Genomic DNA, 13,102 nt, shown 5'->3' on the forward strand with positions numbered 1-13,102 from the left:
GCTTTTTTTTCGTTTATTCAATCATCCATTCATTGTTTCAAAGCCCCCGGATAAATTACATTTCTGTTCTTATCTTTGTGCTTTCATTTGATTTTGATTATGAAGCAAAATACCCTGTTACCCTCCCTGATAGCATCACCTGAAGTGCACTGGTATGCATGTTATACCCGCCCGCGTGCCGAAAAAATGGTGGAGAAACGCATGAGAGAGGCCGGTGTTGAATGCTATCTCCCCCTGCAGCGTACCCGGCGTCGCTGGAGCGACAGAATTAAGTGGGTTGATGAACCTTTAATCAGATCGTACATATTTGTGAGGGTGAATAACCGCAATTTTTTCAAAGCCCAGTTTATTGAAGGGTTTCTTCGGTTTGTTACTTTTGAAAGCAGGGCTGTGCCTATTCCTGATGAGCAGATTGAGGCTGTCAGGATTTTGCTTGCCCAGGGTGTTGAACTGGAAGTGACTGCCGAAAATTTTAAACCCGGAGAACCTATCGAGGTAATCGCCGGGCCTTTGATTGGTATTAAAGGCGAACTGGTTGAAACCCGCGGAAATAAAAGAGTATTGGTACGCCTCGGTCAGATAGGGCAGGGGGTGCTCGTTACCATTCAATCTGCCTTGCTATCAAGAATTTAGTCTTTTTAAGATGCCCGGTTACGAATTATGGAAAACTTCAGGCCCGGGAAGTGTTTGTGTTGCGTGTTTATTACATAAGCACGGAAGCTGGCATCAATGGGGTTGAAGTGGCTGAAGGTTCAACAGTTTTCTGATAAACACATTGTCCGGTGCATGGATGCAGATCATTCTTACATCGCGCCGTTCGGTTATAAATATGAAGCGATGGCCGGCATTACATTTGTAATTCGCTTATGGCTGTTCGGCCAGAACAAAGGGTCAATTTATCAGGTTGGCTTTGTAGGTATTTGAATTGCCGCAGCCATCTTCCACAGTCAGTATAAATTCATTTTTACCCTTTATCAGCCTGTCGTCAAACTGGTATTCAAGTAAACGATTTTTGGCATCATAGTCCATCAATATCCATTGGCCATTGAGCGTTCCCCTGTAAGTTTGAATTCCTGAAAAATTATCGCTGATGGCCATTCTGATACTCTTCTGAGATGAAATATTTTTTCCATCGCTTATGTTAAGAGCGATAATCACCGGGGCAGTGGTGTCGGCCATAACGGTATATTGTCCGAACTCTCTGATGCGGCCGTTTATTTTTCCGTTTTCAAATTTGCCTCCTACGGATACAGGCTTTTTACCCTGCTTTACATTTGCAATCACCAGTTTGTTGCCCAAATACCTGAAGGCCGAGTCAACGGTAACAGAGATGTCAGCATAATCGTGCAAAGGAACGTCTGGTGAGTGGAGCTGATGCAGGGCTGAGCAGGATGCAGGTAAGCGCTTTAAGACTTTGTAAGTAAAATTCAGGTCTTCATACAGGCCGTTGGCCGGAATTCTCAGTTGAATGCCTTTCTCCTGAAAAGTATTCGCCTTCTTGCAACTGAACAGGGGTCTGCTGTCAGGTGCCATGGCAGTTGTTTTGCCTTTTTCCTCTCCTTTTACAACAAAGCGCATCACCGACTCGTTTTTTTGGGCATCGCTGACAACCATTTTAATTGAAGCCTGAACTCCGGGTTTAACCTCAAAAATTCCGTGTTGCCCGGCGTACTTGTACATGCTTAGCTGACTGTTGGGCAGAATTTTCGTTCTGATAAAACGCTGGCCGTTTTTAATGTATTGTGCATAATCAATCAGGCTGTTGATGTATCTGGTTTCCGGGAAGCTGAATGTTTCTGCTTCCCAGCTAAACCGGAGCACCGAGTCAACATATACGGCTATGCTGCTGATTCCGTTTTTATTATTGCTGCCGCTTTGCAGGTCGTGAGCCTGCAGCCCCAGCGAGAAGCTTCCTGAAATGCGGATGGTGTCCTGATTTTTAAGTCTGTACACCGGGCCCCAGCCGGCTGTTTCAAAATCGAGTGGTGTTATTTTGCCATTCACTGCACTGGTTTCACCTTCGGGGTAGAGCCTCACAGTGGTGATAACAGGTCTCACAAAATCTTTGACCGGTATTCCGAAAAGGAGAGGGTCAACGGGCCATTCATTACCTGAATGGCGAATTTCGAAATGCAGGTGAGGGCCCTGAGAAGAACCTGAATTGCCCGAATAACAGATGAGCTCACCCTGTTTAACAGTAAGCAGATTCTTGGGTGGAAATAAATCCACGTCAAATTGTTCAAGCCGGTATTGCTCAGATTTTACCCAGGCATCAATGGTCGGATTATATGAACGCAAGTGCCCGTAAACCGTTGTAAACCCGTTGGGGTGAGTGATATATAAAGCCTTCCCAAAACCATATGGCGAAACTTTAATGCGCGATACATATCCGTCGGCACAAGCCACAATTTTTTTGCCTTCTGCACCCTGGGTTCGGATATCAATGCCTGAATGAAAATGATTGGAACGCAATTCGGCAAAGGTGCCCGAAAGTGAAATGGGGAAATCAACAGGTGAAATAAAATAGCCGGAGGGGTAGCTCTGCTGAGCTGCCGATCTGAATCCGGTTATGACAAAGAATACAAATAAGGCAAGAAGTGGTTTACGCATATCAGAAATAAAAATGAATACAATAGTTCAAAGGTAATTGATTTTTCAGGAATAAGCCCTGTTAAAGGCTTGGGCTTAACCTGAGCAGTCGGCCATGCAAGAATCTTTCATGAAAGTAAAACACTAACGAAGAAATATTGTTATTATGACTGTCTAAATAAAATAAATTCAGCAAAACGGAGTTACCTTATTGAGTCTGAGAGATTAATAATTAAAGCCGAACGAGCTGGCTGAAACTCAAACTGCTGCCATTGCTATGATTTTAGAAGGAGCCCTGATTAAACAACTTGGGATATTGTTGATAAGTGCAGTCAAATTTTTAGTGGCTGCCCCCGTATCCTATCTTTTCGGATATTCATATCTGCATACACTCATCAATACCAGTATTGGTGGTTTGTTAGGCGTGATAGTTTTCTTTTTTCTGAGCCGCATGCTGATTCGTTTTTATCTCAGGCATTTTCCTTTGATTTTCAGGGCTATAGAGCAGGTGTCAGGAGTCAGGCTTGGCAAAAACAATATCACTGAACGGCCCAAGGCACGTGTATTTAACAGACGAAACCGACTGATAATTAAAATTCGCAACAGCTATGGTTTTGCGGGCATTATTATTCTTACACCCGTGTTGTTGTCCATTCCAATCGGAACATTTCTGGCATTGAAATATTATTCAAAAAAACGCAATCTGCTGCCCATGCTCAGTCTCTCAGTAATATTTTGGTCAGTAGTATTAACAACCTTTATTGAATTGCTGTAAAACAATACGATAGAAAAACTGTTTAGAAAATAAAGCATTTTATAACCAACCCATCTGCTATTTGAATATTTTTACCACGGAAAAAGGCAATAATTATTTTACTCTTGAGTTAATTGCTTGAAAATACTGTTCATTGGACTTTTCAGGCAATAAACAAGATGTAGATCCGTTTGTAATGCATTATTTACAATAATTATCAATAACTTTGTACCCTTCAATTAAAAAGTACTGTATGCGATTTAACTCATTGATGCGTATCTGCCTTATTTCGGGGCTGGTAGCAATGTCTGCTGCAACTGCTGTTGCACAATCCACAACTTATATCGGGCAGGATTTAAACACTATTACTACTGCTGTTCCATTTTTGCAGATTGGCCCTGATGCCAGAGCAGGTGGTATGGGCGAAGCCGGCGTGTCAAGCGCTCCTGATGCCAACTCAATGCACTGGAATCCTGCCAAGTATACTTATCTTGAGAGTGATATGGGATTTTCCATGTCATACAGTCCATGGTTAAGATCGTTGGTGAGCGATATCAATCTGGCTTACCTTACCGGTTACAAAAAATTAAGTGACGATCAGGTGATTGCCGGTTCATTGCTATATTTTTCTTTGGGTGATATTACTTTTACCGATATTCAGGGAGAACTGATTGGAAACTATCGCCCCAATGAATTTGCATTAAGTGGTGCATATTCACGAAAACTTACCAAGAATTTATCAGGAGCTATCAGTGCACGCTATATTCATTCCAATCTGACCCAGGGGCAAAGTGTTGGTGGCGCCAGTACCAAGCCTGGAAATTCAATTGCAGCTGATATCGCAGTGTATTCGCAGCATGAACTGGAATTGAAAAATATGGAAGGCTTTTTTGCCTGGGGTGTCAATATTTCAAATATTGGTTCAAAGATTTCTTATTCTGATGATAATACCCAGCGTGATTTTATTCCTACCAATCTTAGGTTTGGCCCTTCATTAACCCTTGATGTTGATGATTTTAACAGGCTCACTTTTATGGTTGATGTGAATAAGCTGCTCATCCCTACACCTCCGGTATACCTGCTCGATGAGGAAACAGGAAATCCTGTTCTGGATGACAATAACAATCCTGTTATTTTTAAAGGCAAAGATCCTGATGTTTCTGTACCGGTTGGTATGTTCCAGTCGTTTTATGATGCCCCGGGAGGGTTTAGTGAAGAAATGCGTGAGCTTGCTTTTGCTGTTGGCGTTGAATACTGGTACGACAAACAGTTTGCCATTCGTGGAGGCTATTTTTACGAAGATAAAACAAAGGGCAACAGAAAATTCTTTACCCTTGGTGCAGGCCTCAGGTATAACGTTTTCGGGCTCGACTTTTCTTACCTCATTCCTACCGATCAGCGCAACCCGCTTGAAAATACACTCAGGTTTACCCTTCACTTTGATTTTGATGCATTTCAAAAACAAGGAAGTAAGTAATATGCTGTATAATAAAATAAAAAAGGGCCTCGATGGCCCTTTTTTATTTTATTGTTTGTCAATTATCAGAAATGCATGGCTTAAAGAAGTGATGGTTTAAAAATTAGATGTGCTGATGTGTGCGCATTCTAAATAAAACAATGATCTTGTTTTAAAATTTGGTTGATGTATTTTTGGTGAGCTTGCCGCGCAGGGCTTTGGCCATTTTAATGCCAAAGCGGATAATTGACGGAAAATTATTTAATCTTATCGAAGGGTATGTTACACGTGTGGAGCCAAAGCTGCTGTAAAACCTGGCCAGATTTGCGTCATTGGACCCTTCGAAGTCGAGGGTCAGATGGTTGCCTGAGAAATTTTTAATAAAATGATCGATAAGGAGTGACATGGCTCCGTTATTGCGCGCAATTTCGTTGGTTCCTGAAAAGAGGAATATAGCCTTCCGGTGACTGAAAACGATAATCGCCCCAGCACACAAGGTGTTCTCCTTTGTAAAAGCACCATAACAAATAGCCTTGCGATTGTGAAGGCACTCATAAATTAACCTTATCAGCCGTTTATAGTCATTGTCGGTAATGTGTTTAAATTTTCGGCCAGTGTTGTTCCTGAATAAGCTTACAATGTCTTCTGGCTGGGCATTGCCTGCAATACTTACCTGGTTTCGCCGGGCTCTGTTAATGTTACGGATGGTGTTTTGTGCATAATTTAACCGTAAATTCTCATATGGCTCAATTAAATCAAGCTCGAAATTCTGATTTTCAATCAGGTTGTATTTGAACGCTGATGGTCGGTTAAAGGTATTCAGATTGATTTCTACCAACAGGTATTTACGGGGAATGGCCTCAAGAAATGCATCAACAATACCGGGGGTTAAATGGCGAATAGAGAAAATGCCCAGTTGCTGTGTGAAAAAGGGCTGATAGAGATAATTTATTCCAAATTTTTTTCGGTGCGGCAGAGGGAAAATTATTTCATATTCTCCTTCAACCAATGCATCCCAGCTGTCGCACACCAAATCAAGATACCACGAATAGGCATAAATTGTCCCGTTGACTGATTGGCTTACACACTGATCCCATGCCGCTCTGTCAATCAGGTTGTTGGGGACAAGCCTTATGCTCATTGTTCTTTGTTGTTTTTGTAAATCAGCGCAACAGCCCATGCTGCAACTCCTTCTTCACGGCCTGTAAATCCCAGATGTTCAGTTGTTGTGGCCTTTACTGATATGCTTCCATTGCCTGAAAGGGTAATTTTCTCAATTTCTGTTTGCATCAGTGGTATATAAGCAGAAATTTTCGGGTTTTGAAGGGCAATGGTACAATCGATGTTTCCAACCTGCCAGTTGTGTGCAGTTAATAAGTTTATTGTCTCTTTAAGCAAAATGCGGCTGTCAATGCCTTTATAGTCGGCAGAGCTGTCGGGAAAATGAAAACCAATGTCGCGTAAGGCTGCGGCACCCAGCAAGGCATCGCAAATAGCGTGGAGCAATACATCGGCATCAGAGTGTCCGACAGCACCTTTGGTGTGCTCAATTTTTACGCCTCCAAGCATAAATGGCAGGTGGTCGGAAAGCTGGTGAACATCATAACCTAACCCGATTCGGATGGGATGCATAGTTTTTTATTCGTTTTGGTGTGTTAAATGCCTTATTCGCTTTTAGACTGTAAAACTAAATAAAACAGCAACAGCACCGGTATTTGATCGAAAAAAAGGTTTTGGGCAAGTTCACAAATGTTAATACAAATCAGTCATAGCCAATAAATGCAGTTAGTTACTGAAAAGAGACGGAAAAGTAGGGTAGGGCAGGCGGGAGAAAATTGTGTTAGTAAGTCCTGAGCTCCGGCAAGTCTTTTGCTCCCCAACATAGAATCGGTTGAGTTGATTTGAAAAAAGGATATAGCAGCAAGGCATATCAGAAGGGCGAATGGCTAAAAGCAAAAAACCACCTACAGATATCGTAAGTGGTTGTTTATTTGTGTGGGAGCAACAGGGTTCGAACCTGTGACCCTCCCGACTATAGGTCGGGATGCACTGAACCAGCATATTTTCATTGGTAAATCAGCATGTCAAATGGTTAAAACAAAAAACCACCTACGATTTAAGTAAGTGGTTGTTTATTTGTGTGGGAGCAACAGGGTTCGAACCTGTGACCCTCCCGACTTACAGGTCGGGATGCGCTGAACCATGCCCGCTCACATTGATTAATTTTTCAATCATTATTCTGCTTTTCCAGGCTTTAATTTGTTTTTCTCTGGACAGCGCGTCTTTGAATTCCTGAAAGGTTTCTACGTAAACAACGCACCAATCATTGGCAGCAGCCGTAAACCCCTTGTGTTTGTGGTTGTGTTTATAGGTTCTTTTATCAACTACATCTCTCGATGCGCCAACATAGTATCGGTTGAGTTGATTTGAAAAAAGGATATAGCAGCAAGGCATATCAGCATGTCAAATGGTTAAAACAAAAAACCACCTACGATTTAAGTAAGTGGTTGTTTATTTGTGTGGGAGCAACAGGGTTCGAACCTGTGACCCTCCCGACTATAGGTCGGGATGCACTGAACCAGCATATTTTCATTGGTAAATCAGCATGTCAAATGGTTAAAACAAAAAACCACCTACGATTTAAGTAAGTGGTTGTTTATTTGTGTGGGAGCAACAGGGTTCGAACCTGTGACCCTCCCGACTTACAGGTCGGGATGCGCTGAACCATGCCCGCTCACATTGATTAATTTTTCAATCATTATTCTGCTTTTCCAGGCTTTAATTTGTTTTTCTCTGGACAGCGCGTCTTTGAATTCCTGAAAGGTTTCTACGTAAACAACGCACCAATCATTGGCAGCAGCCGTAAACCCCTTGTGTTTGTGGTTGTGTTTATAGGTTCTTTTATCAACCACATCTCTCGATGCGCCAACATAGTATCGGTTGAGTTGATTTGAAAAAAGGATATAGCAGCAAGGCATATCAGAAGGGCGAATGGCTAAAAGCAAAAAACCACCTACAGATATCGTAAGTGGTTGTTTATTTGTGTGGGAGCAACAGGGTTCGAACCTGTGACCCTCCCGACTATAGGTCGGGATGCACTGAACCAGCATATTTTCATTGGTAAATCAGCATGTCAAATGGTTAAAACAAAAAACCACCTACGATTTAAGTAAGTGGTTGTTTATTTGTGTGGGAGCAACAGGGTTCGAACCTGTGACCCTCCCGACTTACAGGTCGGGATGCGCTGAACCATGCCCGCTCACATTGATTAATTTTTCAATCATTATTCTGCTTTTCCAGGCTTTAATTTGTTTTTCTCTGGACAGCGCGTCTTTGAATTCCTGAAAGGTTTCTACGTAAACAACGCACCAATCATTGGCAGCAGCCGTAAACCCCTTGTGTTTGTGGTTGTGTTTATAGGTTCTTTTATCAACCACATCTCTCGATGCGCCAACATAGTATCGGTTGAGTTGATTTGAAAAAAGGATATAGCAGCAAGGCATATCAGAAGGGCGAATGGCTAAAAGCAAAAAACCACCTACAGATATCGTAAGTGGTTGTTTATTTGTGTGGGAGCAACAGGGTTCGAACCTGTGACCCTCCCGACTTACAGGTCGGGATGCGCTGAACCATGCCCGCTCACATTGATTAATTTTTCAATCATTATTCTGCTTTTCCAGGCTTTAATTTGTTTTTCTCTGGACAGCGCGTCTTTGAATTCCTGAAAGGTTTCTACGTAAACAACGCACCAATCATTGGCAGCAGCCGTAAACCCCTTGTGTTTGTGGTTGTGTTTATAGGTTCTTTTATCAACTACATCTCTCGATGCGCCAACATAGTATCGGTTGAGTTGATTTGAAAAAAGGATATAGCAGCAAGGCATATCAGCATGTCAAATGGTTAAAACAAAAAACCACCTACGATTTAAGTAAGTGGTTGTTTATTTGTGTGGGAGCAACAGGGTTCGAACCTGTGACCCTCCCGACTTACAGGTCGGGATGCGCTGAACCATGCCCGCTCACATTGATTAATTTTTCAATCATTATTCTGCTTTTCCAGGCTTTAATTTGTTTTTCTCTGGACAGCGCGTCTTTGAATTCCTGAAAGGTTTCTACGTAAACAACGCACCAATCATTGGCAGCAGCCGTAAACCCCTTGTGTTTGTGGTTGTGTTTATAAGTTCTTTTATCAACCACATCTCTCGATGCGCCAACATAGTATCGGTTGAGTTGATTCGAAAAAAGGATATAGCAGCAAGGCATATCAGCATGTCAAATGGTTAAAACAAAAAACCACCTACGATTTAAGTAAGTGGTTGTTTATTTGTGTGGGAGCAACAGGGTTCGAACCTGTGACCCTCCCGACTTACAGGTCGGGATGCGCTGAACCATGCCCGCTCACATTGATTAATTTTTCAATCATTATTCTGCTTTTCCAGGCTTTAATTTGTTTTTCTCTGGACAGCGCGTCTTTGAATTCCTGAAAGGTTTCTACGTAAACAACGCACCAATCATTGGCAGCAGCCGTAAACCCCTTGTGTTTGTGGTTGTGTTTATAGGTTCTTTTATCAACCACATCTCTCGATGCGCCAACATAGTATCGGTTGAGTTGATTTGAAAAAAGGATATAGCAGCAAGGCATATCAGAAGGGCGAATGGCTAAAAGCAAAAAACCACCTACAGATATCGTAAGTGGTTGTTTATTTGTGTGGGAGCAACAGGGTTCGAACCTGTGACCCTCCCGACTTACAGGTCGGGATGCGCTGAACCATGCCCGCTCACATTGATTAATTTTTCAATCATTATTCTGCTTTTCCAGGCTTTAATTTGTTTTTCTCTGGACAGCGCGTCTTTGAATTCCTGAAAGGTTTCTACGTAAACAACGCACCAATCATTGGCAGCAGCCGTAAACCCCTTGTGTTTGTGGTTGTGTTTATAGGTTCTTTTATCAACTACATCTCTCGATGCGCCAACATAGTATCGGTTGAGTTGATTTGAAAAAAGGATATAGCAGCAAGGCATATCAGCATGTCAAATGGTTAAAACAAAAAACCACCTACGATTTAAGTAAGTGGTTGTTTATTTGTGTGGGAGCAACAGGGTTCGAACCTGTGACCCTCCCGACTATAGGTCGGGATGCACTGAACCAGCATATTTTCATTGGTAAATCAGCATGTCAAATGGTTAAAACAAAAAACCACCTACGATTTAAGTAAGTGGTTGTTTATTTGTGTGGGAGCAACAGGGTTCGAACCTGTGACCCTCCCGACTATAGGTCGGGATGCACTGAACCAGCATATTTTCATTGGTAAATCAGCATGTCAAATGGTTAAAACAAAAAACCACCTACGATTTAAGTAAGTGGTTGTTTATTTGTGTGGGAGCAACAGGGTTCGAACCTGTGACCCTCCCGACTATAGGTCGGGATGCACTGAACCAGCATATTTTCATTGGTAAATCAGCATGTCAAATGGTTAAAACAAAAAACCACCTACGATTTAAGTAAGTGGTTGTTTATTTGTGTGGGAGCAACAGGGTTCGAACCTGTGACCCCCTGCTTGTAAGGCAGGTGCTCTGAACCAGCTGAGCTATGCTCCCATTATTTCAATTTTTTGTTCTTACCCGGAACCGCTGTTGTTCCGAATGAGGCTGCAAATTTAAGCACTTATTTTAATCCTGCAAGGGTTTTGATAAAAAAATATGATAATTTTTTGAATTATTTTTTTGTTGTCTGATTTTCATGGAGATATATTATAGCATAAAAATTTGGGATGAAAGATAATCTCCAAAAATTGTTTTGCAGCATCTTTTTAGCAATCTGATGGCCTTTTAGGTGCCTTTTGGTCTAAATGTGATAAATATGAGGGTCACTATGCAAGATTGCATTAAATTTGCATGTTTTTCACCATTATGTTGTACTCTTTTCTCAAAAAAATCAGTTTTTTCGCTTGGGCAGCTATCATATTGCTGCTTGTTGCATCATGCAGCACCAAGTCTAAGCTTGAGAAAAGGGGAGGTTACCTGATGGACAGGCATGTGGTAAAAACTGACCGTCCCGGAATATCAAAGTATGATCTTGAAAATTTTGCCCAGCCTAAACCAAACAGAAAGTTTTTAGGCTTGTTCCGACAAGGTGTTTGGATTTATGACGCCTTTTCAGGCGGAAGAGAGAGCCGGTTTAAACATTGGGTGCGTACCCGGCTCGGGGCAGCTCCGGTTTTGCTGGATTCGGCACTGGTTGATAATTCAATGAACTCTATGCGGGTCTACTTGAACAATAAAGGATACTTCGGAGCGCATTTAACCCGGCAAATTCATTATAGAAGAACAAAAGCATCCGTAACTTATAATACAATTACACCGGCTCCTTTTATTTTCGGAAATATTACATACGATATTGCAGATGATAGCCTGCAATACTTTGTCAATAAAATGCAGGCCAATTCATTGCTGAAACAGGGCGGGCAATATGACGCATATTTGCTGCGCGACGAAAGGGAGCGTATTACAAAAGAACTGAAGGATATCGGGTATTATGCATTTTCAAGAGAATTTATCTTTTTTGAAATTGACACTTCTCAGGTTCAGCGAAAAGCTGATGTGAAGATTTATATTCAAAATCGGAGAATCCAGGGTGCTTCTGCTACCGATTCACTGAATGAAATGCCTCATATTCGCTATTTTATCAACAATGTATATATTTACTCCAATCAAACCGGAATGACATCTGATTCGTCTTTCGTGCTTGATACCCTTGCCTACAGGCCTTCTTATGACACATCGGGTCAATCCAACCCTTTGTTCTATCAGATATACCGCGAACGGATTAGAGTCAGGCCAGAGGCAATTGCCAGAGCTGTTTTTGTAAAGCCCGGAGAGCCTTTCAGTCAGCAAAATATCAATCTTACCTATAACAGAATCCAGAACCTGGGTCTTTCAAGGTACGTGTCAGTTGCTGTTTCTCCAGCAAATTCGGCGGTACATGGAAATATTCCGGTATCTTCTTTGCTCGATTGCGATGTGCGTATGATTCGTACACCGGTTAATATGTATACCATTGAAGCTGAAGGAACCAATGCAGGCGGATTTGTTGGTTTGGGCGGTAGTTTCAATTACCGAAACCGAAATATTTTCAGAGGCGCTGAAATCCTGCGATTGAAAATTTATGGGGCTTTTGAAATTCAACCTGATTTGGTGGGTGACGGCGGAACCAACAATAACCTCTTTAACTCGCTGGAGGGTGGGTTTGAAACCGGACTTGACTTTCCCGGATTGCTCACTCCGTTCAGAAGCAGGCAGTTGTATCAAAATGCAAGGGCCAAAACCAGTGTTCAGATTGGTTTTAACTATCAGGAACGTGACGAGTATATGCGCTATCTTTCTTCTTTGTCAATGGGTTATGAATGGAATTCATCCCTTACCCAAAAGCATTTGTTCTCGCCACTTGATGTCAGTTCGGTCAGTATTTCGCGCGACAGCACATTTTCAGAGTATCTGAATGCACTTGAAGACCCCCGTTTTCTGATTCAGTATACCGACCATCTGGTAATGGCCATGAAGTATTCGTATATATTTAACAACCAGAATGTTTCGAAGCGAAAGAATTTTTTCTATTTCAGACTAAATCTTGAATCTGCCGGAAATGTGCTCAATTTATACAGCAATATCAGTAATAGTAATAAAGACGAGGGTGGTTATTATTCACTTTTTGGAATCAGGTACGCTCAATATTTGAGGGGCGACATTGATTTCAGATACTTCAGAGTATTGGATGAGCGAAGTCAATTTGTTTACAGGGCTGCTTTTGGCATAGGTGTGCCTTATGGTAATTCTGTTGCCCTGCCTTTTGAAAAAGGCTTTTTTGCTGGTGGTGCCAATGGGTTGAGAGGCTGGCCTGTTAAATCACTTGGCCCCGGCACTTATTCTTCGGCTGATGGCAAAAATTTTGAAAGCGTTGGCGATTTGTGGATCGAAGCGAATGTTGAATACCGCTTCCCTATGTATAGTTTTCTCAATGGGGCCTTATTCAGCGATATTGGAAATGTATGGTTGTTGAAAGAAAATCAGGATTTTCCAGGCGGAAATATTGTATCCCGGGGTTTTTTTGAGTCGCTCGCTTTGGATGCCGGTTTGGGTTTCAGGTTGGACTTTAGCTTTTTTATTTTCAGGATTGATGCAGGGCTTCCTGTTTACGATCCCGGAAATGAAATTGGTAAGCGATGGGTTAACTTTCCAAAATTTCAAATGAGCAACTTAAACTGGAATTTTGGGATTGGTTACCCATTCTGATAATATATTTTAATT

General features: G+C 41.9%; 14 protein-coding genes and 1 tRNA gene. 4 read left to right on the top strand and 11 right to left on the bottom strand.

All coding sequences use genetic code 11. The annotated features are described in order from the left end of the window. The first annotated feature begins 99 nt into the window (after positions 1–99). Positions 100–633, top strand: coding sequence for a UpxY family transcription antiterminator (locus tag H6541_12030; protein ID MCB9016519.1), 534 nt, complete (start codon positions 100–102; stop codon positions 631–633). A gap of 258 nt (positions 634–891) precedes the next feature. On the opposite strand, the gene H6541_12035 is transcribed toward H6541_12030, so the two are convergent. Continuing rightward, on the bottom strand, positions 892–2,610 hold the full coding sequence (locus H6541_12035; GenBank protein ID MCB9016520.1) for a M23 family metallopeptidase: 1,719 nt from the start codon (positions 2,608–2,610) through the stop codon (positions 892–894). A 256-nt stretch (positions 2,611–2,866) separates the two neighbouring features. Here H6541_12035 and H6541_12040 point away from each other — a divergent pair, with 256 nt between their 5' ends. Both H6541_12040 and porV read left to right on the top strand, forming a co-directional pair. Beyond that, the gene (locus H6541_12040; GenBank protein ID MCB9016521.1) at positions 2,867–3,364 is read left to right on the top strand and encodes a hypothetical protein; all 498 of its coding nucleotides are present in this window, start codon (positions 2,867–2,869) and stop codon (positions 3,362–3,364) included. Positions 3,365–3,596: 232 nt separating this feature from the next. Next, positions 3,597–4,820 (top strand): type IX secretion system outer membrane channel protein PorV, encoded by a 1,224-nt coding sequence (gene porV / locus H6541_12045; GenBank protein ID MCB9016522.1) that lies wholly within the window; start codon positions 3,597–3,599, stop codon positions 4,818–4,820. A 151-nt stretch (positions 4,821–4,971) separates the two neighbouring features. Here the strand turns inward: porV and H6541_12050 are convergent, their stop codons facing one another. From H6541_12050 to H6541_12095, 10 genes are all read right to left on the bottom strand, one after another. Then, positions 4,972–5,940 carry a hypothetical protein gene (locus H6541_12050; protein MCB9016523.1) on the bottom strand — a complete coding sequence of 323 codons (969 nt, stop codon included), beginning with the start codon at positions 5,938–5,940 and terminating at the stop codon, positions 4,972–4,974. Then, complete coding sequence (locus H6541_12055) at positions 5,937–6,431, bottom strand: 2-C-methyl-D-erythritol 2,4-cyclodiphosphate synthase (GenBank protein MCB9016524.1); 495 nt, start codon at positions 6,429–6,431, stop codon at positions 5,937–5,939. Before H6541_12055 ends, H6541_12050 begins: the two co-directional genes overlap by 4 nt. Positions 6,432–6,977: 546 nt before the next feature. After that, entirely contained in the window at positions 6,978–7,253 is a 276-nt protein-coding gene (locus tag H6541_12060) for a GIY-YIG nuclease family protein (GenBank protein ID MCB9016525.1), read from the bottom strand. A 248-nt stretch (positions 7,254–7,501) separates the two neighbouring features. Further along, complete coding sequence (locus H6541_12065; GenBank protein ID MCB9016526.1) at positions 7,502–7,777, bottom strand: GIY-YIG nuclease family protein; 276 nt, start codon at positions 7,775–7,777, stop codon at positions 7,502–7,504. A gap of 249 nt (positions 7,778–8,026) precedes the next feature. Further along, entirely contained in the window at positions 8,027–8,302 is a 276-nt protein-coding gene (locus H6541_12070) for a GIY-YIG nuclease family protein (protein ID MCB9016527.1), read from the bottom strand. Between the two features lie 104 nt (positions 8,303–8,406). After that, on the bottom strand, positions 8,407–8,682 hold the full coding sequence (locus tag H6541_12075; GenBank protein MCB9016528.1) for a GIY-YIG nuclease family protein: 276 nt from the start codon (positions 8,680–8,682) through the stop codon (positions 8,407–8,409). A 103-nt stretch (positions 8,683–8,785) separates the two neighbouring features. Continuing rightward, positions 8,786–9,061 carry a GIY-YIG nuclease family protein gene (locus tag H6541_12080; protein MCB9016529.1) on the bottom strand — a complete coding sequence of 92 codons (276 nt, stop codon included), beginning with the start codon at positions 9,059–9,061 and terminating at the stop codon, positions 8,786–8,788. Positions 9,062–9,164: 103 nt separating this feature from the next. Beyond that, positions 9,165–9,440, bottom strand: a complete 276-nt coding sequence (locus H6541_12085) for a GIY-YIG nuclease family protein (GenBank protein MCB9016530.1) — start codon at positions 9,438–9,440, stop codon at positions 9,165–9,167. A gap of 104 nt (positions 9,441–9,544) precedes the next feature. Next, positions 9,545–9,820: a GIY-YIG nuclease family protein gene (locus tag H6541_12090; GenBank protein ID MCB9016531.1), complete on the bottom strand. Its 276-nt coding sequence runs from the start codon at positions 9,818–9,820 to the stop codon at positions 9,545–9,547. A 501-nt stretch (positions 9,821–10,321) separates the two neighbouring features. After that, positions 10,322–10,396: transfer RNA gene (locus H6541_12095), tRNA-Val, on the bottom strand. 312 nt (positions 10,397–10,708) lie between these two features. Here H6541_12095 and H6541_12100 point away from each other — a divergent pair. Continuing rightward, complete coding sequence (locus tag H6541_12100; GenBank protein ID MCB9016532.1) at positions 10,709–13,087, top strand: BamA/TamA family outer membrane protein; 2,379 nt, start codon at positions 10,709–10,711, stop codon at positions 13,085–13,087. Positions 13,088–13,102: the final 15 nt, after the last annotated feature.

This window comes from Lentimicrobiaceae bacterium (assembly GCA_020636745.1).
Taxonomy (GTDB): Bacteria; Bacteroidota; Bacteroidia; order Bacteroidales; family Lentimicrobiaceae; genus Lentimicrobium.